General features: G+C 50.0%; 22 protein-coding genes. 8 read left to right on the plus strand and 14 right to left on the minus strand.

What is annotated here, in order from left to right; genetic code table 11:
* Nucleotides 1–10 precede the first annotated feature (10 nt).
* From VA597_RS04905 to VA597_RS04920, 4 genes are all read right to left on the minus strand, one after another.
* Entirely contained in the window at nt 11–2,299 is a 2,289-nt protein-coding gene (locus tag VA597_RS04905) for a phosphoadenosine phosphosulfate reductase domain-containing protein (RefSeq protein WP_326975384.1), read from the minus strand.
* 4 nt (nt 2,300–2,303) lie between these two features.
* Complete coding sequence (locus VA597_RS04910; RefSeq protein ID WP_326975385.1) at nt 2,304–4,778, minus strand: hypothetical protein; 2,475 nt, start codon at nt 4,776–4,778, stop codon at nt 2,304–2,306.
* A gap of 145 nt (nt 4,779–4,923) precedes the next feature.
* On the minus strand, nt 4,924–5,133 hold the full coding sequence (locus tag VA597_RS04915) for a helix-turn-helix domain-containing protein (protein WP_326975386.1): 210 nt from the start codon (nt 5,131–5,133) through the stop codon (nt 4,924–4,926).
* 155 nt (nt 5,134–5,288) lie between these two features.
* The gene (locus tag VA597_RS04920; protein WP_326975387.1) at nt 5,289–6,695 is read right to left on the minus strand and encodes a relaxase/mobilization nuclease domain-containing protein; all 1,407 of its coding nucleotides are present in this window, start codon (nt 6,693–6,695) and stop codon (nt 5,289–5,291) included.
* A gap of 366 nt (nt 6,696–7,061) precedes the next feature.
* Here VA597_RS04920 and VA597_RS04925 point away from each other — a divergent pair, with 366 nt between their 5' ends.
* Nucleotides 7,062–7,691, plus strand: a complete 630-nt coding sequence (locus VA597_RS04925) for an SLATT domain-containing protein (RefSeq protein WP_326975388.1) — start codon at nt 7,062–7,064, stop codon at nt 7,689–7,691.
* A gap of 64 nt (nt 7,692–7,755) precedes the next feature.
* Here the strand turns inward: VA597_RS04925 and VA597_RS04930 are convergent, their stop codons facing one another.
* From VA597_RS04930 to VA597_RS04950, 5 genes are all read right to left on the minus strand, one after another.
* Nucleotides 7,756–8,046: a CD1845 family protein gene (locus VA597_RS04930; protein ID WP_326975389.1), complete on the minus strand. Its 291-nt coding sequence runs from the start codon at nt 8,044–8,046 to the stop codon at nt 7,756–7,758.
* 128 nt (nt 8,047–8,174) lie between these two features.
* The gene (locus VA597_RS04935; protein WP_326975390.1) at nt 8,175–8,513 is read right to left on the minus strand and encodes a plasmid mobilization protein; all 339 of its coding nucleotides are present in this window, start codon (nt 8,511–8,513) and stop codon (nt 8,175–8,177) included.
* A gap of 1 nt (nt 8,514) precedes the next feature.
* Nucleotides 8,515–9,606, minus strand: coding sequence for a DUF3849 domain-containing protein (locus VA597_RS04940; protein WP_326975391.1), 1,092 nt, complete (start codon nt 9,604–9,606; stop codon nt 8,515–8,517).
* Nucleotide 9,607: 1 nt separating this feature from the next.
* Nucleotides 9,608–15,694 (minus strand): DEAD/DEAH box helicase family protein, encoded by a 6,087-nt coding sequence (locus VA597_RS04945; protein ID WP_326975663.1) that lies wholly within the window; start codon nt 15,692–15,694, stop codon nt 9,608–9,610.
* A 185-nt stretch (nt 15,695–15,879) separates the two neighbouring features.
* Nucleotides 15,880–16,233 carry a TnpV protein gene (locus VA597_RS04950; RefSeq protein ID WP_326975392.1) on the minus strand — a complete coding sequence of 118 codons (354 nt, stop codon included), beginning with the start codon at nt 16,231–16,233 and terminating at the stop codon, nt 15,880–15,882.
* 22 nt (nt 16,234–16,255) lie between these two features.
* On the opposite strand from VA597_RS04950, the gene VA597_RS04955 reads away from it, so the two are divergent.
* Genes VA597_RS04955 through VA597_RS04980 form a run of 6 tightly spaced genes read left to right on the plus strand, consistent with a single transcriptional unit; the run spans nt 16,256 to nt 19,726 of the window.
* The gene (locus VA597_RS04955; RefSeq protein WP_326975393.1) at nt 16,256–17,188 is read left to right on the plus strand and encodes a hypothetical protein; all 933 of its coding nucleotides are present in this window, start codon (nt 16,256–16,258) and stop codon (nt 17,186–17,188) included.
* A complete protein-coding gene (locus VA597_RS04960; RefSeq protein ID WP_326975394.1) occupies nt 17,148–17,474 on the plus strand; it encodes a PadR family transcriptional regulator in 327 nt (108 codons plus the stop codon). The genes VA597_RS04955 and VA597_RS04960 overlap by 41 nt, the downstream gene beginning before the upstream one ends.
* Entirely contained in the window at nt 17,474–17,821 is a 348-nt protein-coding gene (locus VA597_RS04965; RefSeq protein WP_326975395.1) for a DUF1048 domain-containing protein, read from the plus strand. Before VA597_RS04960 ends, VA597_RS04965 begins: the two co-directional genes overlap by 1 nt.
* A 9-nt stretch (nt 17,822–17,830) precedes the next feature.
* Nucleotides 17,831–18,211 carry a DUF1048 domain-containing protein gene (locus tag VA597_RS04970; protein ID WP_326975396.1) on the plus strand — a complete coding sequence of 127 codons (381 nt, stop codon included), beginning with the start codon at nt 17,831–17,833 and terminating at the stop codon, nt 18,209–18,211.
* Nucleotides 18,195–18,953, plus strand: coding sequence for an ABC transporter ATP-binding protein (locus VA597_RS04975; protein ID WP_326975397.1), 759 nt, complete (start codon nt 18,195–18,197; stop codon nt 18,951–18,953). The genes VA597_RS04970 and VA597_RS04975 overlap by 17 nt, the downstream gene beginning before the upstream one ends.
* 2 nt (nt 18,954–18,955) lie before the next feature.
* Nucleotides 18,956–19,726 carry an ABC transporter permease gene (locus VA597_RS04980; RefSeq protein ID WP_326975398.1) on the plus strand — a complete coding sequence of 257 codons (771 nt, stop codon included), beginning with the start codon at nt 18,956–18,958 and terminating at the stop codon, nt 19,724–19,726.
* Nucleotides 19,727–19,811: 85 nt separating this feature from the next.
* Here the strand turns inward: VA597_RS04980 and VA597_RS04985 are convergent, their stop codons facing one another.
* Nucleotides 19,812–20,150 carry an LPS biosynthesis protein gene (locus tag VA597_RS04985; RefSeq protein ID WP_326975399.1) on the minus strand — a complete coding sequence of 113 codons (339 nt, stop codon included), beginning with the start codon at nt 20,148–20,150 and terminating at the stop codon, nt 19,812–19,814.
* Between the two features lie 116 nt (nt 20,151–20,266).
* Here VA597_RS04985 and VA597_RS04990 point away from each other — a divergent pair, with 116 nt between their 5' ends.
* Nucleotides 20,267–21,154: a helix-turn-helix transcriptional regulator gene (locus VA597_RS04990; RefSeq protein WP_326975400.1), complete on the plus strand. Its 888-nt coding sequence runs from the start codon at nt 20,267–20,269 to the stop codon at nt 21,152–21,154.
* 16 nt (nt 21,155–21,170) lie between these two features.
* Here the strand turns inward: VA597_RS04990 and VA597_RS04995 are convergent, their stop codons facing one another.
* The 4 genes from VA597_RS04995 to VA597_RS05010 all read right to left on the minus strand — a co-directional run bounded on the left by VA597_RS04995 (nt 21,171) and on the right by VA597_RS05010 (nt 26,305).
* Nucleotides 21,171–21,389 carry a transposon-transfer assisting family protein gene (locus VA597_RS04995; protein WP_326975401.1) on the minus strand — a complete coding sequence of 73 codons (219 nt, stop codon included), beginning with the start codon at nt 21,387–21,389 and terminating at the stop codon, nt 21,171–21,173.
* A 1-nt stretch (nt 21,390) separates the two neighbouring features.
* Complete coding sequence (locus VA597_RS05000; RefSeq protein WP_326975402.1) at nt 21,391–23,844, minus strand: YodL domain-containing protein; 2,454 nt, start codon at nt 23,842–23,844, stop codon at nt 21,391–21,393.
* Nucleotides 23,845–23,927: 83 nt separating this feature from the next.
* Nucleotides 23,928–24,230: an immunoglobulin gene (locus VA597_RS05005; protein ID WP_326975403.1), complete on the minus strand. Its 303-nt coding sequence runs from the start codon at nt 24,228–24,230 to the stop codon at nt 23,928–23,930.
* Entirely contained in the window at nt 24,227–26,305 is a 2,079-nt protein-coding gene (locus tag VA597_RS05010) for a DNA topoisomerase 3 (RefSeq protein WP_326975404.1), read from the minus strand. Before VA597_RS05010 ends, VA597_RS05005 begins: the two co-directional genes overlap by 4 nt.
* Nucleotides 26,306–26,313 lie beyond the last annotated feature (8 nt).

A 26,313-nucleotide genomic window follows, 5' to 3' on the forward strand; every position in this document is an offset into this window, starting at 1 on the left:
CGATCCCCCCTTAAAACAACTTCAATACGTCTGTGGACGTATGATAATCTCTCAGCGTTATTTTATCGAGATCGTGAGTGAAGGTTACGTCAATATAGTCGTGATATTTCGCTGCAAGGCCACGAAGCATTGCTTCCATCTCATCTTCAGAGAAGCCAAATAGTTTTACAGGGCTGATTCCAGCAGACTCAATTGTGGCATCCATTAGGGTGTGAAGAGTAAATTGATAGTACCCTTCACAGGCTTCAGCGTAACGGTAGAGGGAATAGAGAAGAACTCGTGAATCCGACAAGTTTGACTTGCACCTGCAGAGTGCTTCAATTTGCCTTCCTTTCATAGTAACCTCTCCGAAATTAAGGACCGTGCCGAGGGGAATTTCCACAAGGCGTTTAAATGATTTTGTGATAGAAGCTGCATCTTTGGCACTAACACCCTCTGCCATTATTTTGTCTTCAAGGTAAGCTCTCGGAAAATACTCGCTGATTGGCATATTGTCTATGTACCATTTAATCTGTGGATTTCCATATGCCAATTGTACAAGCAACAATCCCCATGTGGATTCAGTCTCCCAGCCAAGTTGGGAGGTGAGTTCATAAAATTGGGTAGTCTTATTTGCTTTAATGAGTTTGGAGTCAGAGAGGAATCGCTTAAACATTTGAATCTGCATCGGCCCTAGCGTATTATCTTCAAGGAAGCCGTTACCATCAGCATAGAAATTCTTAACCCAATCAATCTTGGGTGCATGATCTGCAAATGTATTAATACTCCGCATTACTCTTCCTCCGTTTTTTGGCAGTTGCACCGAATGAAACATCAGACATCCGTCATCAATGTTATGGCACTGCTTACAGTGCTGGCAATTGTCTATATGTAAGCCTTCTTTAAAGGATATACATCCATTTCTACAATTCGCCTCGCAAACTCTGCATCCCACACAATAAGCCGCTTTGTGAAATACTTGCTTAAAAAGCTTTCCTTCTGCTGTCTTATCCATAGATCCAGGTATTTTTACAATATAACCGCTAGTTGTATTATCAACTTCATATTTGAAACTAAGTTCGCCGAGAGTTTTAATCCACTCGTGCCAATCCGTATTTGGATTGTTTACTGTTATATTCAGGTAACCATCCTTAACTTCTTCACTATATTTTTCTTTATTGCCTATTAAATCTCTACCGTTTTTTCGTTCAATCCAACCGCCATTGGTTATATACGAGTTGATATTTCTGTCATCTATGGTTTCTCTTATCAAATTCGAATATTTTGCTATTCCCTCAGGATAGCAAAGATTACGGAAGCTGTCCGATTTACCGCCGCCCATTGGACAGAAAAGGCATCCGACGCGAGAATTTCCTTTTTTATAGGCCTCGTTAATTGGCAGACCATGTGCAAAAATATATAGCCAAATTTCTGCAGATGTCCAATCTAAAATCGAGTTATGAGAATGCTGTCCCTTTTGCTTTTTACCGTAGTTTTCCTCATCGTACTTGGAACGAGCTACACTTTCCTGTGCACGGACACCGACGAAGTCCATGCCGACAAAATTACTTTTACCCAGAACCTCTCGAATTTTCAGTGTCTGCGGTGCAGCTTTGTGAACTGAACAACACCACCGCAAGACGCGAGAAGGGGGTCCGAATAGTTTCCAGCTTTCTTCCGGCTCAAAGCTCGTGGATGCGCGATAGAAAGCAATGCCTTCCTTTTTGCATTGGGCTTCCACTTTATCAATTAAAGCGTATGTATCAGGAAATTCCATCTTGGTATCTCCAAACACAACCATAAAACTGCTGCGTGGCAGAGCTTTTTTAACAAGTTCCAGAAGTACGATACTGTCCTTGCCACCGGAAAAGGCAACATGAAAACAATCCAATTTTTTCTGGTAACGCTTATAAACATTATAAATTTTCTTGACTGTGACCTGCTCGATAATATCAAGCATCTCGCGATTCTTCTGAATCATCAAATCTATGTTCACCGTCTGCAGGGTTGATCCAGCCTCTAGCGTCTGTACCTGCGTCAATTTACCATTTTTGTCTTTCAGAAAAGTTATTTCAACGGAAGGTTTGACATACAGTGATCCACCGTTAGTGTTGAAAATATTTTTTCCTTTATATATGTAATGATTGGATTCCGCCCACATATAAGGTGAATCTTGCTGCTTTTCATAATTCCAAATTGCATCAATCCCGAGAGAGTCAAGCTCTTGCGCATAAACGGGTCTCGGCTCCTTGGACATCAATATGGTCTTATCGTTCAGCAGGAGCCCCCCAGTTTCGATGTCGTATGTATAATTGTACATCGACTCAGTCCTCCTGAATTCTCATTTCCTGCGCTTTGGCGATAATCCCGTTCGTATCGATTCTTCGAAGTGTGTAGGCGTTGTTCTTGAAGAATTTACTCACATCATCCGCATTAAGCTTCAGGTCACTTTTTGCTGCTACTTGAGCAAGCAGGTCGTCATAGCTGCCAAATTGCATTTGCGACGGGAATATAGCACCCACCGGTTTGCTCTTGGCGGGGCCTCCCATAGAACGAAATCTTATGCTGAAATGTTGGCAGTAACTATCAAGCATGAACAGATTCCATGTATATCCTATTATTTCTGGGAATGAAGTAAAACTATTGACACTCTTCAAGGGGATTATTTCATCTCTCACAAACAGCGACAGAGCGTTATCAATTGCCTGAACATCAAACGAGAGGGAATCTAAGCTGACGAAGCGCTCTTTCTCCACGCGAATCATATACGAATATGCCACTCCCAGAGAATAAGAAGTCTTGTTTGTTAAATCCTCTTCATAGGACTGAAGTTGAGATAGTGTTGCTTCCTTAAGGCCCTTACAATACTCCACCATCACTGATGAGGGAGTAAACGACGCTTCAGGCAACGTTATAATGGAACGATTGCGCTCATAGTCAGCCGAAAGATGTAATGCATAGATTGCCTCTTTTAAAGCTACTTCTGGTACAGATGGATTTAACTCTGTGCTTTCCAACGCGGTTATTCGCTGAAACACAGAGAAGCCCTGTTCTTTAATATCATACGAAATAATCCTTTTGGATTCTTTTATATCGGCTGGGGACAACTGCAGCTTCTCAGAAAGAGCGTAGGTTTCCTCTTTTGCCCAGACTAATTTATTGCTACGGCTGCACACAAAACGGATTTGACACATATCCGCGTATGGTAACCTGTTTTTGATTTCGCCGTAGGTCAACATCAGCTTGTCCTCGTAGCAAGCAATGATGTCCTGCTCCAAGCTATCAGAATCACAGAGAGAAAACGAGGTTCGCTTGTAACGCATTTCCGGCATAATCTGTTTAAGAACAATTTTGAGCAAATCCGAAGAGAAAATACCCGCGCTTGTCATGAAGGCCATATTCAGCCGGTAGATCTCCTCGTAGAACATCACACGATTTCCAGCATCCATCGCAGCATGCACAAATTCTTTTATGTGCAGCTTGTCCTCTTCGGAAATAGCATATATTTTATCAGAATACTCAACACCAACGTAGGATACCAAGTCATCAATATCAATGTCTTCCGGCAACTCGTCTCCAGTTAATTTCAGATAAGCATTTCTGAACTTTTTCTTGGCAATTATAGCATTCTTACGCATGCCGTTCACAAAGCTTGTCGCTATTATTGTTTCGGCCGCATCAAGAAGTCCTTGACTGTATTTGGCCATAGACTTTTCAAGCTGAATGTTTTCTTGGGGTATGCTGTGACAGGGTGATTTATTCCGTTTCGTATATGTAATAGCCACATCATTATAGGAAACATTGCAGAGGTCAAGGAAACTTCTTATGTTGTTTACGATGGTCGTAGCGGAATAATTCGTTTCAACATACAAGCCGTCAGCAATTTCTTCGCCTTTGCGAAAAGTATCAACCTTTTGAGTATTGCACATCATTAATGCGTTTGAATGGAGCGTTGCATTGTCTTTTTCAGCATTGAACTTATCCCTATGCAACCGATAAAGCTCTTTCAGTAAACTAACGTATAGCTGTTTCCATTTCTTATAAGTGTGGCTTTTGCCGTTGAACACCAGTAAATTAGGCTGGGTAAACGATAAGTCACCTATTTCGTCAAAATCGACATGAAAAAGTTCAGACGTAGCTGCAACACTCTCTTGCTTCGCAGGTACAGCAGATAAAAAAATCGGCACCGTAACAGCAGTATCTGTCACTTTTTCATCTATTTTTTCCTGCATCTCTGATAAAATAGAAGTCTTGTTTTTGCAAAAGTAGCGGTATGTTTGTAAATCCTGTAGAAGGTGCTTATAAATCTTTCTATTGGTTATCTGAAAGACTTTACTTTTCGAAACACTACGGAAAAGACGCTCAAGGACATCCTCATCCGTGATATCAAATATTGAGCCAGAGATGATACCGGTTTTATTGCCATATGTTTCTATTTTTTTAAGATTATCTTCTACCCATTTATTACTTGGTTTAGAGGCAACTTCTGTTGACCATGCCATAAACATTTTCTTATTGCATGGCACTGGCATAATCATGCTCTTTGCCTCCTTCAATACTTTTTCGTATTGTTGTCTGTCGTTGCGATACATATTAACTGTTTCTATAAACAATTTAGTTGCCGGGACATGAATCCTGTGACCAGTAAAAGCAGATTCCATACTCCTAATCTGATATGAAATTCCGTTTCTATTTCTGAAAACATCATCGATAATAGCACCTCTATTGACAGCCATTTGGCGCAGATCGACAGATACGCGCTTTATAATACGCTGTTTAGGAAGTTCTTTGTCGAGCATCTCAAGATAACCATCAAGGAGAATGACAGCTTCATACAGATCCCATTGAGACTGCTTTTTTGACCTTCCAGTAGTTTTATTCTCCGTTATGCGCCATTCTCCCTTCCAAATTTTAATAACTATTAAATATTACTTTTTATGTATGTCACTCGTCAGTATCCTTAAACTCACAAATATCATCCAGCGTACAGTTTAGTGCCTTGCATATTTTTCCAAGAACATCTGTGGTGACATTTTCGCCACGATTGAGCTTATGGATCGAAAACGAACTAATATCGGCCTGTTCCATCAAGTCTTTTTTTTTCATATCTTTATCTATCAGAAGTTTCCATAGCTTTTTGTAGCTTGCTTTCATTTTGACACCTCTCTGTCTTGAAGAAATCACAATGAGAATATTCTAACATTAATTTATGAACTATACAACTATTAATGTATCGTTCGATATGATTTTATTATTGAGGCTTACAATATACTGTGCGTCCTGCGGACGCTTCCAGGGACATGGACAATTCAACGCTGCTCATGCTCTTTCCCTTTCTTCGCTTCGCGCCTGTCGGCGACAAGCAGATGATCCACATTGGCCTTGACGGTCAACAGCTCTTTCATCTCGTCGCGGGCCTTGTGATAGTCGGCGTAAGCCGCCTTTTTCTCTAACAGAAGCGCCGCGTATTCAGCCTGTAAGCTCTTGTCAGTGGGAAGTTTTTTCACGCCCAGCTCGTCGAATGATTTCTTCGCCGCCTTGTGCAACAGAATATCGCTCTCATGCTCCAAAAGAAACTTTTTTGAATACCCCGCCTTGCGATAGGTAACATAGGTGTCGCGGGTCTTGGCGTAATTGATGATCTGCATTTTCAAAACGGAGATCTCGGCCATCCGTTTTTCAGCCGCTTTGATTTGTGTGGAAAGTTCGGTGTACCGGGCGGTAGCCGACGCCGTTTTAGCGGCAAGCGTATCGTACTCCAACAGTCTGTGTTCGGTGAGATAATTCACCGTCTGCGCCATCTGTTTGAGATTGAACACTTTGGCCCAGCGTTCGTAACTGACGCCTTTTCCTGCGCGAAGCTTGGCCTGAATATCCACCAGCAGATTGACTTGTTTTTCCGGCATGGGCCGGATGATTTTGTTGCGCGTTTTGTGCGTTTTTTCGCCGGAGAGGACGGCCCGAAGTTCCGCTTCACTGTAACCGCTGCCCAGCGTATCCAGCCGGATAAACCGCTTTTGATTCTTTCCGCGCAGGGCGGGAATTTTCCCCGGCTTGATTTCATATCCGGCGTCCCGCAAGAGTTTCAGAAGCGCCTCAAAATTGGCAGGCTTTTGGGCGAGGGCTGCATCTAATGCTACACGCAAGTGTTCCCGGTTGGAGGGCTTTGCCTGATCGCCAAGCCACTTGTTATAGCTTTTGCCGTGACGCTTCGGATCTTCCACGATGGACAAACCGTTCTCGATGCACAGCGTATCGTTGAGACGCCGCACCGCCCTGGTACTGCCCCAAAAGTTTCGGAATTTCCGTGTGCAGTCAAGGGACGTGGAATTCCAGATGATATGATTATGAATGTGGTGTTTGTCGATGTGGGTGCAGACGATGAAAGCGTGGTTTCCGTTCGTAAACCGTTTGGCAAGCTCACAGCCGATGCGGTTTGCTTCCTCCGGCGTAATTTCGCCGGGGACAAAGGACTGTCGAAGATGGTAGGCGATTACATCGTCCGCGCCGCGCGTTCTATCAGTGAGCGCGGCATACTGTCGCTTGGAAAAAAGAAATTCGGCGTCGGCTGTCCGACTGTCGCATTCATAGCCAGTGATAAGCCTGCCGTAATCCGTTTTTTCCGGGTTTTCCGCGTAATCAATAATATCGCTAATCGCCGTGCCGATATCCCGTCCCTTGCCGGTATGCAGTGGCATCAACCGGGTTGTTGCCATAAACACTCCTCCTTATAAAATAAAAAGGAAGCTATGAAGCTTCCCAAACTATTTTTCAAGCAAAAATATGTGGATGTCTTACGAATCACTTTTTGATTTGCTATAATATATATAATAATTTTCCGAATAAAATTGAGTCAACATTGAGTCTGAGGCCATGTTATAGATAATAGCAACCATGCGAGGTTCGTTTCGCGTCATAGTTATTATAGAAAACTCAATAATAATTTCGATCACTCAAACAAATATGAACTTTGTTGCAGCAAAACCAGATTTGGTGAGCTACGGTATGGGCCGCTGGCAATAAAGATGTTGCATGTAATGTTAAATTTATTGTTTTTATAATGGAGAAAGGAAGAATGTAAAATGGATCTTACCGATTATTCAAAGCAGCAATCATGGTCGATTATTTGCAATACAACATTGCAAAACTATATTAACATGGAAAAAAGATTAAACTACAGAAAAAAATATTCAAATATAATCGTACCCTACTATAGTATTTCCCTTATCGTTTCGTCTTTAACGCCAAAATTCTTTTCAAGTTATTGCAGCAATTTATCAGAATATTTTAACATTGTTCTTTCTGTGATAATACTGACCTATTCATTAATTGTTGCCAATGCAAATTATGGTCAAAGAATTGACAAGGTGACTCACTCGGTAAATCAACTAAAAACATTAAAAAGGACTATTTCAAATGACCTTGAGGATTTTAAGAAAAAGTATTATGAAATTACAGATAATACTGAGTTTAGGAGTGATACAGACTTTTTTAATACAGTAAAGCAATTATGTCGACAGAATAATATATCATGGTATTCAAAGATCAAAGATATAAGTCCTGACAGCGAAATCAAAGTAAACTTGATAAGTTATTTAAGTGAAGCAAATCGATTTGCGAATGAAATAAAAATACTGTCATTGTTTTTTATAGATGCTTTTGTTGCTATAATTCCTATACTGTGCATTACAGTTTGCTTTGTTATTAAATAATACATATGCAACTACTATAATGAGTCTCACAGTTTGTTTATACTTAGATACTTAAGTGATCTTTTTAGCCGTAAACCCGGTCCTGAATCGTATACCGCAAATCCTGTATCTTGCCGATCAGCCACGCCGCCGCCATCGGAATTCCGAACGGGCTGACGAGAAACGCCATCACCAGCAGAATGATTCCGTTTGTGACCTGATGGGTAATCAACGCCAGCACACCGAAGATGCCGAGGACCGTTCCAGCAAGGCCGAACACCCACGCCGAGCAGTACAGCAGACCGGAGCAGATCCAGACGAAAACGGTCAGAACAACAATGACCGGCGCGACGAGTATTTTCAGTATCAGCCTCATAGTATCGGCCCCCTTTACAATTTCTAATATAACTATAACGCCTATGCTGTTTTTTGCAAGGATGCGGCAAAAAAATAGCGGAGCGGCTTACACGCCGTAAACCGCCCCACATTTCGGGACATACGCCCCTATTTTAATTTTGCAAGCACAGCGAGGATATCAGTAGCCGCCCGCCATAACCGTTCCTGATTCTGGACGATATCCTCCAAATCCGCGTCGTAAACGCGCCCTGTTTCATGCACCCGCTTGGTAAGCTGGTTCAGATTGTTGCTGGACCGGCGCAGGAGGGAAACCATCTCCTTCAGCTCCGGCAGTTCGAGCTTCACCACATACCCGTCGATAGCGATTTTGCGGAGATACGCCGCCATATTCTTTGTGCCGAGCTGCGCCATCTTCTGTTCGATCATTTCACGCTCCTGCGGGGTAACGCAAAATTTGAGCTGGATTTGCCGGTTGCGATTCGCCATGTCACAGCTCCATTTCTTTGCCCTTGGATGAGGCGGGCGACTTTGGCTCGACCTGTGTTTTTTGCAGCTTTTTGCGCACGGACGGTTTGCGCTGGCGGAGCGGCTGGTCGCGGTTTTCATCCTTCTGGATGAACGCGAAAATCCCTTTCCGATTCTTGAGCGTAGAGAATGACAGAGACTTGAACGGCAGCATGGCAAACAGACGGTCTTGATCTTTGGTGGAAGCGCGGATCAGAAAATCCGGCGAAATCTGTGCCATGAAATGCGTCCCGCTGGGACTGTTCGGCTCACGTTCGGATTGCAGACGCCGGAGCAGCCGCGCGGCCTCCGACTGAATGTCCTCTTTGGACAGAGGCTGGGTCAGCAGATATTCGCGCCGCGCCTGATTGATGAAAAGGTCTACCAGACCGGGATGCGCTCTATCTACAATAAATTCCAGGTTTCGATTATCCCCAAAGCCGTCCTTATCGTCAAAGACAGGAATCGTCCGCGCCCAATCCTTATTTTTGCGGTCAATGCGCCCATCCCAATCTTTCTCGCGGACGGTGTTCGCAAGCACATAGAGAGTGCGGTCAAATCCAAACTCGGCAACGACCTGTTTTGCGGTGTCGCTGCCGAGACAATTATTGCGGTAGTTATCCCGGATGGCATCGTCGATGGCATCCCGGCAGGCAATGTTCGCCTTGTGGGACGCACGGTAAATCTTCAGTTCATCATGCTCATGGGCATAGGTCGCCGGATATTTGTAGACGGGAGTGTTCAAAAGAGCCTGACGCTCTGCCGCATCCATCTGGATCACGGCATTGGCTTTATCCGTGATGCAGTCCAAAACCGCCTCCATATATCCGGTTTCCCGGCTTTCAAACTCCGAAAAAATATCTCCCAAGGGGCTGGGAGATTTCAGCAGCGCGGACGCCTGTTCATCGGTCAGATCGTTGTTTTCAAAGGACATCAGGATGTCCTCCCGCACGGTGTATTCATAGGCTTGTTTCAGAATTTCCTCCGGTGCCTGCGTAAGCAGCTTTTTCCGAAAGGTATCCTGCTCCGCAAATATTTTTTCGTACAGCGCGGTATTCAGTTCTTCGCTTGTCATATTATCTTGCCTCCATTTCCTTTTTGTGGCATTTCTCAGCCAAACCGTGAACACACGGCTCTTTCAGGTTTTTCAGCACAGAGGGCCTTTCGCTTTTCGCCATGACTTCCGACGCCTGCTGTTGGGCGGGGGCGCGGCTGTCGATGTCCAGCAGCGCGTTCAGCTCCGCGAGGCGGGTGCTCTTTTGCGCAAGCTCCGCTTCCTGCGGGAACGGCTTGCCGATTTCGGCTTTCGCCGCATCCATCTGAGAATGGAGATTATCAAGCTGCGCGTGAACATTCTGCAACCGCTTCGGCATATCGGCAAGTGCGTTGTCGATACGGATGAGATTGCCGCGTGCGTCCTTGCCCAGCGTGACGCGGTGGGTCATCTGCCCTTTGAGGGTGAGGATAAAGTCCTGTCCGAATCCCTCCACAGACAGCGACATGGTAAAACTCCGGTAACTGCCGATCTCCATCGGTTCCAGCCCCTTGACCTCCTTGCAGGCTTCCAGAATGGCGGCACCTGCGTTGTCCTTGTCGGTGAGGGAATCGCCCCGCACCACCATTCCGGCAAACCCGTCCTTCGGATGCGGGTGCGCTTCCAGTGTCGCCATATCCGTTTCCAGACCTTTGATGAAACCTTTGTTGCGCTCAATTTCCTCCGGGAAATATTTGAGAAGGTTATCTTCCAGCCGGAATTGCTGACTCTGATGATTCGCTTTCATGAGCTTCAGCTTGGCCACATCCATGTCGAGGTCCATCTTTTCCTTGATCCGCTCGTCCCCGGCGCACAGTGCCTTGATCTCCGCATAGGAGAGCGCCGTTTCGTCGATGTCCTCACAGGAACGGACGGGACTTTTGCTGGTCATAATCTGCGAAATGAATTTCTGCTTGTTCTCCACGGTCTGCCACAAATAGCTATCGAATGTCCCTTCCGTGACGTAACGGAAAATATGCCCTTCGGGGTTGGTGTTGTACTGCCGGATGATACGCCCGGACCGCTGTTCCAGGTCACCCGGCCTCCACGGGCAGTCCAAATCGTGAGAGGCGATCAAGAGGTCCTGCACGTTCATCCCGGCTCCCATTTTGGCGGTGCTGCCCATGAGGACGCGCACCTGTCCGGCGCGCACCTTGGCGAACAGCTCCTTTTTCTTCACTTCGGTATCGGCGTCGTGGATAAACGCGATCTCATTGGCCGGGACACCCCGCGCAATGAGCTTGTCGCGGATGTCCGAGTAAACGCTGAACGCCTCCGGCGCGTCGGCCTCCGGCGTGGCATCCTGAAGGGCGTGAAGCTCCGTGCCGCCCGCGAGCTTCCCACCGGCCCGGACCGCCCGGTTTTCCTTGGCGGCGGCACGGCCTTTGGGCGTGGAAATATCGCAGAAAACAAGCTGCGTCAGCTTTTTATCCAGTCCGTCGTGCCAGAAGCGGAAAACGTTATTGACGCACATGTTGACCTTGCTGTCGGGATTGTCAGGAAGCATCGGATTGATGACGCGCTGATCGAGGCCGAGCTTGCGCCCGTCCGACGTGATTTTGAGCATGTTGTCCAGATGGGGATCAACAGCGCCGGAATGGACGGCGGCGGCGCGCTTCGAGAGTTCTTTCACCATCTCCTTCTGAAGCTCCGAGGGCTGCGCGACTTCGTTGTGGTACACGGCTTTCGGCGTGGGAAGATTGAGCTGGTCGGCGGTCTTGATGTCCGCCGCTTCCTTGAACAGCAGCATCAGCTCCGGCAGATTGTAGAAGCGGGCAAAACGCGTCCGTGCCCGGTAGCCGGTTCCCTCCGGTGCCAGCTCGATGGCCGTCACGGTTTCCCCGAACGTCGAGGCCCAGCAGTCGAAATGAACGAGGTTCCGCTCTTTCAGGGTTTCATATTGGAGGTAGCGCATCATCGTATACAATTCCGTCATACTGTTGGAAACCGGCGTCCCGGTGGCGAACACGACGCCCCGGCTGTGCGTGATCTCGTCGAGATACCGGCATTTCAGGAACATGTCGCTGGATTTCTGCGCGTCAGTGGTGGAAAGACCCGCCACGTTGCGCATTTTCGTGTAGAGAAACAGGTTTTTGTAGTTGTGTGCCTCGTCCACGAACAGACGGTCCACGCCAAGCTGTTCAAAGGTCACGACATCATCTTTGCGGGAGTTGTCGTTGAGCCGCTTCAACCGGGCCTCCAGCCCCTTTTTCGTGCGCTCCAACTGCTTGATGGTAAACTGATCCGTGCCGCTGTCTTTGAGTTCCTCCAGTCCGTTTTCGATCTCCCAAATCTGCTCCTGAATGAGCCGTTTCTGCCGTTCCAGAGAGACGGGAATTTTTTCAAACTGCGAGTGTCCCATGATGATCGCGTCGTAGTCGCCGGTGGCGATCCGCGCGCAGAACTTTTTGCGGTTGCGTTTTTCAAAATCCTTTCGTGTGGTGACGAGGATGTTGGCCGAAGGGTACAGCCGCAGAAACTCGGAAGCCCACTGCTCCGTCAGATGATTCGGCACGGCAAACAGGGATTTTTGACACAGCCCCAGCCGTTTGCCCTCCATTGCGGCGGCGATCATCTCATAGGTTTTGCCCGCGCCCACGACGTGCGCCAGCAGGGTGTTGCCGCCGTAAAGCTGGTGCGCCACGGCGTTGAGCTGATGCTCCCGCAGCTTGATTTCAGGGTTCATGCCTGGAAATACAAGATGCCGCCCGTCGTATTCACGCGGGCGGCTGGAATTGAACAGTTCGTTGTATTTTTTTGTCAGCGTCTGACGCCGCTCCGGGTCTTTCCAAATCCAGTCGTGGAAAGCGTCCTTGATTGCCTGCTGTTTTTGCTGGGCGAGGGTGGTTTCCTTGGAATTGAGGACGCGGCGTTCCTTGCCGTCCGGATCGGTCACAGTGTCGTAGATCCGCGTGTCCCGAAGGTTCAGTGAATCCTCCAGAATCCGGTAGGCGTTGGCGCGGTCGGTGCCGTAGGTAACATACGCCGCCACGTTGTTGTACCCAACGCTGCTTTTATTGGAAACAGACCATTCCGCCGTAAACGAGGAATAGTTTACCCGGATGCCGTCGCGCACACCGGACGGCGGGTTGAGCAGTTCTTCCATGAACTGCTGAATATACCCTTTGTCGATCCACGTCGCGCCGAGACGCCCCTCGATTTCCGAGGCGTCGAGGTCCTTCGGCTGGGCGACTTCCAGCGCCTCGATGTTGGGGGCGATTTTCTCCGCGAGATCGGGCCGCATTTCCGCGAGGGCCTTGGCCAGCCGCAGCTTGCGGCGCACGTTGCCGGAAAGGTATTCGTCGGCGGTGACAAACGGGATGTTGTCCAGTTTGTAAAAGGCTTTCGGAACGCTTGCCGGGTCCTGTTCGCCCAAATCGCGGAAGATGACGCCCTGCAATTCGTCGGCCAGCGCCTCAGGCGTCTTGCCGGTGAGGGAGGCCATGTAGTCCATGTCCACCCGCGCCTTTTCCGCGATGGAAAGCGAGAGAGCTTCCGACGCGGTGTCCACGGACGTGACGATTTTCCGCTGACGGATGGTGCGTTTGTTAAACATGTCGGCCTTACGTTCCAGATTGCCGTCCTCGTCGATGACTTCCAGCGAGCAGAGCAGATAATACGAAGAATCTTCCGCAAACGCGAGGCTGTTGCCGCGCGAGTTGATGAGGCCGTATTTCGCGGAAAAAGCGTCGTAGAGCCGGTTCAATTCTGCTTGAGTTTTATGGATTTCCGTATCGGAGGCATATTCGTCAAGCTGCTGGGCGATGAGCTTCTGCACACAGTCCCGCAGTTCCACCATACCCATAACGCGGGCTTTGGCCGTTTCGTTCAGCTCCGGCCGCACCATACGGGAATTTTCCCGGTAGTACACCTTGCCGTCCACGACCGTGTAGGAATAGTTTTTCACGTTGGGGTCTGCCGGAATGGAATCGTCGATTTCCTCGTTCTCACCGAGATCCGGCAGCTCCGCTTCTTCAATCTGCCCCTGAAGGTGGGAAACCGCCTCATGGAGCTGTACGGAAAGATCGGCGTCGGGGAATGGTTCGCACGTCGTTTCCTTTTTGTCGCCGTGCATTTTATCGTCCCATTTGATGGTCCCCAGCACCATTTCGGGATGATCGGCAAAGTAGCTGTTGACGGGGATGCCGTCCTCAGTCTGTCCGAGATGCACCCAATCCGGCTCGATGACGATGGGGCGGTCGCGCTTCTGGAGGAAGAGAATGTCGGTGGTGACTTCCGTTCCGGCGTTGGCCTTGAAAGCGTTGCTGGGCAGGCGGATTGCTCCGAGTAATTCCGCGCGCTGGGCGATGTACCGCCGTACTTCCGGCGACTGTTTATCCATCGTGTAGCGGCTGGTCACGAACGCGATCACGCCGCCCGGACGCACCTGATCGAGCGTTTTGGCGAAAAAGTAATCGTGAATCGGGAAACCGAGCTTGTCGTAAGCCCGGTCGGAAACCTTGTAGCTGCCGAACGGCACGTTGCCAACGGCGAGATCGAAGAAGTCGTGCCGGTCGGTGGTTTCAAAGCCTGCCACGGTGATGTTGGCGTTCGGATAGAGCTGCTTGGCGATTCGGCCCGTGATGCTGTCCAGCTCCACGCCGTAGAGCCGGGACGCCGCCATGCTCTCCGGCAGCAGGCCGAAAAAATTGCCGACGCCGCAGGCCGGTTCCAAGATGTTACCGATCTGAAAACCCATGTTTCCGACAGCTTCATAGATGGCCTTGATGACGGTCGGGCTGGTGTAGTGGGCGTTCAGGGTGGAGGCCCGCGCCATTTCGTATTCCTCGGCAGTCAGCGCGTCGACCAGTTCCGCGTATTCCTTTGACCATGAGGCATTGTCCGGGTCGAATGCCTGCGGAATGCCGCCCCAGCCGACATAGCGGGAGAGGGTTTCCTGTTCCTCCGGCATCGCCATGCGACCCTCGGCTTCGATGGTTTTCAGAGTGCGGATGGCCGCGATATTGTACCCGTACTTGGTTTTCGCGCCGCCCTCGCCCAAATGATCGTCGGTGATGCGGAAGTTTTCGGCGGCGGGCTGCTCCGGCGTAAACAGGGCGGCGTTGCGTTCATCCTGCCGGATGCCGTTTTCAAAGGCGTCGCGGTTAACAACTTCATGGCTCCACGAATAGGGGCCGGTGTCGATACGCACGTCCTTTTCCCCGACATATCCCACGGTGCCGGACAGCTCCTGCCCGCCGTAATCCAGTACCGCGTGGTCGCCAACTTCATAGGACGGCTTACCGTCCAGATTCGTAGGCTCCCGCAGGACCGGCTCATGGGAAAAGCCGTCCTGCTCCTGTTGATACAGGGCGCGGAGGATAGGGGTGATTTCTTCCCAACGGGCGCTCCGGTGGCTGTTGTATTTGTCGTGGATGTTGATTTCAAATCCCGTGGTGGTGGCGAAGAAATCCGCCGTATCGCCGGTGGTCAGTTCCATTGTATCGGAAGTCCCGGCGTAAGTTTCGGAAAGGCGCTGGGCCACGCGGGTATTGCCCTCGCTTTCGCGGAAATATCCCGCGATATGCTCCTTGTCCCGCTGTTCCAGCAGGCCGGAGGTCAGGGCTTCGCGCAGATCGGTGTCCGTCTTTGCCAAATCCGCAGCCAGAAATTCCGTAATGGGGCCGTTTCGGGAATCCTGTCGCAGTAGGCGTTCAAAGTTTTCACGGCCCTCGGCGCGAAAAATAGGATAGGCAAGCGCCGGGTCGCGGAGCTGGACGTCCGAACTGCCAAATGCGGTGACCTCAAAGGGCTTATTGTCCAGATATACCGTGTCGCCCACCTTGTAGGGGAGCTGGATTGTGGCGCTGTCGGGAATCGCTTGCTGGACTGCCGCCCACTGCTCGTCGGAAAGCGTTATATCCACTTCATGGGAAGCATCGCCGTTTCCGATGGTGATGGTGTCGCCGGTGCGGGTGATCGGCTGTCCACTCAGATCGGGCGGCGTGGCCTGTTCTTCCTGTGTGTAAAACCGTTTCTCCCGGATGAGCTGGGCAATACGCCGCTGCACCTTCGGCCACGGCAAGTCCGTCGATGTGTGGCCCACGGTTACGGGAAAGGCCGGAAGATCGTCGCCGTACTCGGTGCGCAGAAACGTCGCCGTGTCCTTGTCTCGGGCATGTTCCCGCATGTAACGGACAACGGCGCGTTTACTTTCAATACTGCCGTTCCACTCCTGAAGGGCGGCGTCAATGTCGGCTTGGGCCGTACTGCGCTTTTCCGGCTTTTGCAGCGCGGGCACAGAAAAAGCGGAGGGCTTTTCGCTCTCCGCTTCGTCAATTTTCTGTATTTGTTCCTGCTCCGACGGGAAGAAACTTAGCTGTAGATAAGCTCCGTCAGAATCGTTTCCTCGGCCTGCGCTTTCAGGTCGTTCATGAGTCCCACCCAGCGCATCGGGTCGGAGGCTTTCAGGCTTTCCGTCACGCCCGCCGATTTCATCAGTTCCGGCATCGTGCGCTCCAGTCGCGCCGTCGCCGTCCGCTCGATCTCCAACAGGTGCGGGTACAGCTTCTCCGACAGCAACAGGCTGCTGTACAGGACCGGACGGTGCTCCTTCAGGTAATTCTTCCGCATCCTCCCGTATTTCCCGATGCTCTCCGTCTGTTCCGTGATCGTCAGGTCGGGAATCAGGTAATCCCCGTTCCGACTGTAAGTCAGATTGTTCTCCATGTGTGGTGCTCCTTTCCGCGAGATGTTCGCGCTCGTAATTTTTGACGGTGACTTCGATCTGCCGCAGCACCCGTTCGCTTGCTTCACTGACCGCCGAGCTGAGGGCGGCGACGGTATTGGGCGTGTTGAAATCGAAGATACTCAGAAAGTCCTCATGCTCAAAGCATTCGTCGGGGTCGAGGCCGCAGCGGGACAAAACCGCGTAGGTGATGCTGACGGCTGCGGCGCTTCGGAACTGCGCTCCGATGTTAAACTCATCATATTCCTCCAAAAAACTGCCGTCAACGGTGTGGAGGATGTCGTATTGGTGTTCCTGCCAATATTCGTTTGCCAACTGTCCGGCAATCTGTTCCAACTGGTCGGCAAGACCTTTTTCGCCGGAAATCTCATACTCCTGCTCCAGCGCCGCCGTAACCGCATCTTTATGCTCCGGACGGTACTCCCAAAGGAACGGGCGGCGGGAATTTTCCCTGCCGCCCGTGTCGGAAATATCAAAGACATACCGGATTCTCGGCCTGTCGCCGGAAGCGTCGATGAGGGCGATTCCCTTGCTGCCGCGCCGGACATACCGGCGCATTTTTTCGTTCCAAAGCTCATATCCGGCGCAGGCCGTCGCGTCGGGGCGCTGGGCATAGATCATGAGCTGCTCATGATGCGGGTATTTGTAAAGTCGGGCGGCGGTTTTCAGAAAATCCGTCCAGCTTTCATGACTGGCGGTGATCTGCGTCGCCGCGTGGTCGGCCATTTGTGTCAGAGCTTGTGCCTTTCTTGGCATATTCAAAGTCCTCCTTTACGTTTTAGATGGATTACATTATCAGAGCAAAACTCTATTGACAAGCCAACTATTATGTGTTACTATATAGCAGTAATAAGTAATGCAGAATATAAGCTATACAGAATAGCAAGGGGTGATTGTGCTGGAAAATCTGACGGAAATGCTCAAAGGTGTGCTTGAGGGCTGTGTACTTGAAATTATAAGCCGTGGTGAAACCTATGGTTACGAGATTACGCGGCGGCTGAACGACCTCGGTTTTACAGATGTTGTGGAAGGAACTGTGTACACCATTCTGGTGAGACTTGAGAAGAACGGACTTGTAGACATAGAAAAAAAGCCCTCAGACATGGGGCCGCCGCGAAAATTCTTCGCGCTCAACGACGCAGGGCATGAAGAGCTGCGGAAGTTCTGGAAAAAGTGGAAATTCATTGCGTCGAAAATCAACGAGTTAGAGGAGAGAAAATAATGAATTTTTGGGAAACGCTCACAGGCAGTGACATGACGAAAGAACTGAAAGCTTTTGAATTGCGGGCCAAAAAGCTTCCTCCAGATTATCAGGCGGCATGGGTAAAAATAAAGACTAATCTTTGGCCGCACTCGGATTTTACCGGCCGCAATCTTATGCCTATTCTTGACGGTGTGCTCGGCCTGCTCGAAGAAGCAGCGGCAGACGGTCAGAGTGTCGGGGAGGCTTTGGGCGACGATATCAAAGGCTTCTGCTCAGCGCTGGCCGGTGAAGAAGGGGCAAGGTCTTATCGAGACAAGTGGCGTGAGCAACTCAACAAAAATATCGCTAAGAAATTAGGGAAATAGGAGGACACCATGAACATACAGGATATCATCGAAGGCAAAAAAGAGTGGCGGGCACACATGGCGCGTGTCAAAGCGCTCCCGCAGGATTATCAGATTGTTTATAAAGAGATTCAGAAATATCTATTTAAGGTCGGCCCTGTTGAGTTGACCGAAGGTACGGGTCTCCTCTCAGAAATTGTCGATCTTTTTGAAGAGGGCGCGGCGTTGGGGAAAGGCGTGCTTGAAGTGACGGGCAGTGACGTAGCGGCTTTCTGCGATGATTTAATCAAAGGTTCAAAAACTTACGCTGACATCTATCAAGAATCTGTTGACCGGGAAGTGAGCAAGGCCATGAAAAAGGTTGCGGAAAAACAAAGTAAGCGGGGTGATCGGGATGGGAAAAGCGATTGAAGTGAAAAGCCTGCGAAAGTCTTTCAAAAGCACAGAAGTTCTAAAAGGCGTCGATTTTGAAGTGAATCAGGGTGAAATATTCGCTCTGCTCGGTTCTAACGGCGCGGGCAAGACGACGATTGTCAAAATCCTCACCACACTGCTGAAATCGGACGGAGGAACCGCCGTAGTCAACGGCTTTGAAGTTATGGCAAAGCCTGACTGTGTGCGGCAGTCGATCAGTCTGACCGGGCAGTTTGCCGCCGTGGACGAAATCCTGACCGGACGGGAAAATCTGATCATGATCGCCAAACTGCGGCACCTCACCAATTCGCGTCAGGTTGCGGCCGATTTACTGAGTAGGTTCGGCCTGAGCGACGCAGCTGACCGCAGGGTTTCCACTTATTCGGGCGGTATGCGCCGCAGGCTCGACATTGCCATGAGCCTGATTGGGAAACCGCAGGTTATTTTTCTCGACGAGCCGACTACCGGTCTTGACCCGGAGGCGCGTATCGAGGTTTGGAAGACGGTCAAAGAGCTTGCTGATAATGGCACAACGGTGTTCCTGACCACGCAATATTTGGAGGAAGCCGAGCAGCTTGCCGACCGTATCGCTATTTTGCATGAGGGCAGGATTATCGTGAGCGGTACGCTTGAAGAACTGAAAAAGCTGTTCCCGCCCGCGAAGGTGGAGTATGTGGAAAAGCAGCCAAGTTTGGAGGAAATTTTCCTCGCAATCGTCGGTAAAAAGGAGGAAAATTGACAATGAGCAAACACTTTTTCAGTGACTTAGGCGTTATGCTTGGACGTTCCATGCGCCATATTTTCCGCAGTATGGACACCATTATCACAGTCACCATCGTACCGATCATGATGATGCTGTTGTTTGTCTACGTATACGGCGGCGCGATAAAAACGAGTTTGGGCACAAATGTGAATTATGTGAATTATATGTTGCCGGGTGTACTGCTGATGTCCATTGCAAGCGGTATAACCTATACGGCCGTGCGTCTGTTTTACGATGTGCAGGGTGGTATATTCGAGCGGTTCCACTCAATGCCGATTACGCGTTCTTCCATGCTGTGGGGGCATGTACTGACCTCGCTTGTTTCCAATGCGATTTCAGTTGTCGTCATCATTCTCGTCGCGTTTCTGATTGGCTTTCGCCCGTCGGCGGGGGGGTTGTCATGGCTTGCCGTGGCCGGGATACTAGCGTTGTTTACGCTGGCCCTGACATGGGTTGCGGTGATTCCAGGACTGACTGCAAAATCGGCAGACGGCGCGACCGCATTCGCTTACCCGATCATTTTCCTACCCTTTATCAGCTCCGCTTTTTCCTCGACCGCAACAATGCCCTCTGCCGTTCGCGCGTTTGCCGAGAACCAGCCTACATCACCCATCATCGAAACGGTGCGCTCGCTGCTCAACTCCGAACCTGTCGGCAATGACATTTGGATTTCGCTTGCATGGTGTCTCGGTATATTGATTGTCGCGTATGTTTTCGCAATGCTGATTTATAAACGGAAAGCAGCATAACAATTGGATCGATAAGCATTGTATATCGGAGGACTTGATGACCAAGGCCCCCGATATTTTTATTGGCTGGATAGTCCATTGAAGCCTATTTTCCGCTATCCACATCCCTCGCTATTTCTTTAGGCGGCTCAATCTCATAAAAAATGGTGTGCTCAGTAAGCTCCGACAATTGTTTGATTTTTCTATTAATCATTGGCCGCATACAATTAGGGACATGTTCCTGGTGTGCCCTGTGAAGGGCTACACATTCTTTACAGTTTCCGTGATAACGGCATGCTTTTTTGCATGGACAGTGATCTTTGTCTTTATACTCTTCCCGAAACGCAGAAGCGAATTCTTCCTGAATGCGTAGGCCTTCTTTTCTATTTCCTTTGTGAAACTCTACCATCGCGCGTTTTTCAGTTTCATTTCCGTCAATTATCATTTCAGGTACCTCCTTTGTCACTCTAGAATATAATTATAGATTCAACTCTACTTGATAAATACTATTATTTGGCCTACAATATATAAAAATAGAGCCATTTTAAGGAGAACCACGGAATGCCTGGACAAGTACCTGTCTATTCCCATAACCCTTATCATACAACGAAATTCCCATTGTTAGTTTTAGATGTACTAAACCGCCACTGTATTCCCTACAACGAGGGATTTCAAGTCTTACATTGGCATGATGAAGTACAGTTTGTTTATATTCTAAAAGGAAGCGTCCATGTAAAAATATATGATGAAGAGTTTGATTTACAGGAACAGGATTGTATCTTTATTAACCGCACTGCACTTCATCAGATAACAGGGAAAGAAGATTGCCATTACCACAGCTATATTATTTCGGCAAAAATGCTGAATTTCTTTTCCGGCAGCATAATGGAACAAAATGATGTGGAACCTATCACCAATAATCCCACCTTTACGCATTATTTACTGTACGCCAATGTGCCAGCCAATCATTCGATACTTCATCAGATAAGTGCACTCGATAAGCTATACTTTCAAAATGTCAAATACAAGCATCATGAATACCGGCTTTCCATTCAGCTATCTAAGATATGGCTAGAATTTCTATCTCTTCTTCCCGAAATGAAAGAGATTGCGCCTTCAAAAAATTACGAACGAATACGAACCTTAATTTCTACAATACACACCAATTATAATCAGTCAATTTCCATACAAGATATTGCCGATACCGCCCACATCAGCAAAACAGAATGTTTACGCTGCTTTCAAAAATATATACATGATACTCCTTATCAATATCTGATGAAATATCGCCTGCATATGAGCACATCATTGCTAATCGCTACGGAAATGTCAGTAACGGACATTGCATTCAATGTAGGCTTTCATTCCACAAGTTCCTACATCAAATATTTCAAGTTCTTTTACAAAATGACCCCATATAAATATAGAATTGAGAATAGAATGTCCTGATTTTAGTTTTAGTCCTCTATTCAGCCTCTTCGTCAAAGTCCGGGAACAGATCAAGCGCGGTGTATTTCTTATCACTCATGCCCCGGAGTTTTCCCAGCGCAGAATCCGTCAGGGCTAAAAGCTCTGTTTCTTCCGCGCCAAGATAGCCGCGCATCTGTGTCAGTTCCGCGATCAGACCCTCCCGCGTTCCGGTATTGTAAATGCACATCAGGTTGATTTCATCATTGGTAAACATATTATCTCTCCATTTCCGCGCCTCTGTCGGGCGCTGCTTTTTTATGTTCCCGGCTAACTGGCTGATTTCTGAGCTGCTCCACAACGGATTTCTTCTTTTCGTCGTTTTCCCTCTGTGACGCCTCGGCAAGTTCCAAAAGGGAAATAGGCTGGCCGGACCTGGCTTGCTGCTCCAGCTCCGCAACGGTTGGATTTTTTCCGTTGTCGATGATGCCGTCGATCATATCGTAATCGTCCTCCATCGACATTTCCGCGTTTTTCAGGTAGTTTTCCGGTTCCAGGAAGGCCGGGATCTCCTTGAAACCAAAGCTGTCCACGTAATGACAGGATACAACACCGTTCTGTTTGAGCGCAACGATGTCGCTGACGGACAGGCTCGGTCTGTGATAATCGGCGGGATGATCGTTGTTAAACCGATCCCACAATGCCCCCAGCCTGTCATCCGTGCTGCCCTGATCCGTAAGCGGCACGGTGTAAGCGAGATCATAATTGCCGTGGTCTACGGCGATACCCTTGGATTCCAGCCAACTGAGCGGCTCAAAGCGGATGTCCCTCATTTCGTCGCCGTCCTTCACCTGATAAATGGCGAAAGCGTCCTGAGATGTTTTCAGAAAAGCGGCTTCCCGATGCTCCTGATGCTTCATCCGGTCCTCTATGGCTGCGGAGAACTCTCGACTTTCTTCCCATTCCTCGCGACTGACGGCGAACAGGCCGCTGTGGGCCTGAATTTCATCCGGGTCGAACGCCATACTTGTGCCGCCGTCCTCAATCATGTAAACGGTCAGGTCCTGCTCAAAAAGCTCCAGTGCCCGATCTTTGGAAAGAGGCAGCAGGTCGCCGTCCAGATACCCGCAGGCTTCCAGATTTGCCACGGTCAGTTCTGAATCCGGCCTGGGATATTCGTCGAGTGCCAGTTCCGGCGCATCCGGCAGCATACCGGCTTCTTTCGAGGATGTGGGGGCATCTTGTGGCTCTGGCGTGACAATCTGATGATCACCCATGCTTAGATTATTTTTACGGATATATTCCTGTATGTCCTGTTCACGCACGACGGCAATTTCGTTTAGAATGTCAAGCGGCACCTTTTCTGAGGTTGCGGGGGTCAGGTGTTCAAGGGCAAGCGCCTGTTCGTAAGCGGTTGGAATGGAACTGACACCCTCATCAGCAAACCCGTTTGCCGTTTCCCGCAGGCTCTCCTTATCGTAAAGGGTGTAGCCGTATCCGTCCTCATTTTCCTTCAAATAAAGATAAGCAACGTCATCCAGCAGATACATCGCCTCGGTTTCCCTCGGGGGATAAATTTTCTCAATTTGCTCCAGACGCCGAAGAAGCTCATCCGGGGAGGCCGCGCCATCCACCTTCGCGGCATTGAGGATGGCGTCGCGCGTGTCTTTTCCGTAGCCGCTTTTCAAATCTTCCACGGTGGCCGGGACTTCTTCTTCAATCGTGTTGAGAGGAAGCGGCGGTTCCATGACGGACGCTGTATACCGGTATGCGTCCGCAGCGAATTGTTCCAGAACGCTGTCATACTCTTTCTGAACCTCGCGGAAATTCTGGTCAGTGTCGGAGATCAGTCCGGAAGCGGTCTTGTTGATCGTTTCCAAAGAAGCCCGCAGTTCCGGCAGTTCCTTGTCCTTGCTCCAAGAGGCGATATAGCCGAAGCTGTTTTCTCCGGTCTGGATGCCGTAATACTGGCAAACGGCATAGGAAACGCTTTCGGCCTCTACTTCCTCGGTGCGCCGGTCCTTCGGTTTGGGTGGCTCGGCGGTTTCATTCTCTTTAGCGGTGGCAAGCCGAGCCTGCTCGTAGTTGTGCAGTATGGCGTGGGTGATTTCGTGGACGGCAGCGGAGACGGTCTGTACTTCGCTCATACCGGACCGGATGGCGATACGCTGGTCTTTTTCGCTGAAATAGCCGTCCGTGTTCGGCTCCAAGGCTTCAAAAGCAAGCGGAACGGGAGATGAACGCCGCAGTGCCTCCATGAAAATCTCATACTGTTTTACATTTCCCGTGAGATCATTAGCCAACGTCGGCAGCGGCTTTCCCTCGGTCTGCGACACGTCAAAGACCGATACCACCTTGTACATAGGAATTTTGATTTCCTTTTCCTCCATAATGATCTTGCCGTCTGCGTCCAGCACGGGAGCCTTGGTGTCCGGATCGAGCTTTTCTTCCTCAATTTTCTTCTTGAACGGTGTGGGCGCGATGATTTTGATTCCTTTTTCGCCCCTCATGACATTACGGCTGAACTGATCGCGCCATTTGTTGAACCCGGCCACAAGGGTGGCATCCGGCTTCTGCATGTAGATGAGCATGGTGTTGTTGACGGAATAGCGGTGAAACCGGGACATAGTACGGAGATACTGCGCATATTGGGTGCTTTGGAACAGGTCTTTGATGCCCTGTTCGATACTGTCGGTAATTTCTTTCAGTCGGTCCTTATTATTTTCAGCCATAATGTGCTCCTTTCGCAGCTCATAGAATTGAAAAAAGCGCGCTCCAGCACAGGCCGGAATAAACCCATGCAGGAGCTCGCTCGCTATTCATTTTCGGAGCGCATGCTCCTGTCGGGAGGGCGTATTTGCGCTGCTTTGGCCCGCAAACTGTCGGCTTCGCGCCGCCGGTCGCTGTACGGTTCCCGAACGGAAATACAGCGTTTTGGGACAAGATAGCTGACGGCCCCGTGATGCTCCGGACGCTCCGGCTTCACTTTGTCGGGGTATTTTGCCGAGAGCCGTTTGAGCTTTTGGATAAGCTTCTTATTGTGCGTGTAAACGCTGGCCGTCGCTTCTTCCTCGTTATAGCAGATGATCGTCTCCCGTTCATATTTGGTAAGTTTCATGGTTCACCACGCTTTTTCGTTTCCGAATCAAATTCCAGCTTGAAATTCACCCGCTCCCCGGTATCCTCCAAAGTTACCGTGGCGTCATAGGTCTTGCCGGTTTTTTCAGAGTAACAGCCGGTGAGCCTTACGCGCCCGCCCTTCAGGAGCGCTGCGGCGACAGCTTTCGTCAGAACCTTTTTCTTGGCGGCGAAAAACCGGTTATCCTTCCAAAGTCCGAACCGGCAGCTATTGTTTTCGCAGAAAAAGCCCTTTTTGCTCTCGGTCACGCTGCCGCCACAGCGGGGGCATTTGCCGATTGCCTCGCGCCCGGAGGGGAACAGCACCTCCGCGCCCCTGACCGGCGTATAGGTTTGTATCAGCTCCCGGAGCATGGATGAAATCCCGTTCATAAAAGCGTCCGGTTCCAGTTCGCCGCGTTCCACCTGTTTGAGCCGGTTTTCCCACTCGGCGGTCAGCAGCGGGGATTGAAGCTGTTCCGGCAGAACGGTAACAAGCGACACGCCGACCTGAGACGGAATGAGATTGACCGTTTTCTTGGCCTTTTTCCGTTCCACAAAGCCTGTAGTGACGAGCTTTTCCAGAATGGCCGCGCGGGTGGCAGGAGTGCCGAGGCCCTTGAGTCCCGCGTCGTCGGGCATTTCCTTTGCGCCCGCCGTCTCCATCGCGGAAAGCAGGGTATCCTCCGTATAGTGCTTGGGTGGCGAGGTTTTGCCCTCTTTGACGGAAACAGTAGCAACCGGAATATTTTGACTCTCTGCCAGAGCGGGCAGGGGCTTGTCGGACTGTTCCTGTAGATAGGCCTTCCAGCCGGGAACAAGGATCGTCTTGCCCTTGGAAGCAAAGTCATACCCGGCACAGTCCAGCGTGACGGCGGTTTCAGCGTATTGGTGCGGACTGCCGACCGAGCAGAGAAGCTGCCGGGAGACAAGCCGCAGGATTTCACGCTCCCCGGCAGGCAGCGCGGAAACATCCATTTTACCCGCGACGGAGGTGGGAACAACAGCGTGATGGTCGCTGACCTTCGCGCTGTCACAGACCTGACCGGCGTTGAGCTCCTCGGGAACGTTCATACCGCAGATCGCGGCGGCAACGGAGACAAGCGCCGGGACGGTCCCTTCCATATCGTTTGTCAGGAATCGGCTGTCGGTGCGGGGATAGGTACAAAGTTTCTTTTCATAGAGCGATTGCAGATAGTCCAGTGTCTGCTGGGCCGTGTAGCTGAGCAGACGGTTGGCGTCACGCTGGAGGGTGGTCAGGTCGTAGAGTGCGGGCGGCTTTTCGGATTTTTCTTTCCGCTCCACGGCCCTGACGGTAGCCGCTTTGCCTTTGCAGGCGTCGGCAACCGCTTCGGCCTCCGGCTTCGCTTTCAGTTTGTCGCCGGTGGCAGTGAAGCCGCCGCAGTCGAGACTGACCGTATAAAACGGCTCCGGCTGAAACGCGGAAATTTCCGCTTCCCGCTGCACAAGGAGCGCCAACGTCGGTGACATGACGCGCCCGACGTTCAGGGTTCGGTGGTATAAAACAGAAAACAATCTCGTTGCGTTGATACCCACCAGCCAGTCGGCCTTGGATCGGCAGAGTGCGGACTGATGCAGACCATCATAGTCCCGTCCCGGTTTCAGATCGGTGAACCCCTGCCGGATGGCTTCATCCTCCATAGAAGAAATCCAGAGCCGTTTCATCGGCTTGGAACAGCCTGCCATGTCGTACAAGGTGCGGAAGATCAGTTCGCCCTCGCGTCCGGCATCGCAGGCGTTGATAACTTCTTCCACATCGTCGCGGCGCATTAGGGCGCGGAGAATAGCAAACTGCTTTTGTTTATCATGACTTACGGTAAATCGCCAGTTTTCCGGGAGGATAGGTAAATCTTCGCACCGCCATTTTGCGTATTTTTTATCATAAGTATCCGCTTCGGCCAACTCTGCGAGATGACCCAGGCACCACGAAACAAGATAGCCGTCAGCCGGACTCCGGCCGCCGCCCTCCAGATACCCGTCACCGCGCTGTTTCGCGCCGATCACGGCGGCGATACTTTGAGCAACCGAGGGCTTTTCACTGATTACAAGTTTCACTTTTGTCT

It is taken from the genome of Caproicibacter sp. BJN0012, from assembly GCF_035986805.1.
In the GTDB taxonomy this organism is placed as follows: domain Bacteria; phylum Bacillota; class Clostridia; order Oscillospirales; family Acutalibacteraceae; genus Caproicibacter.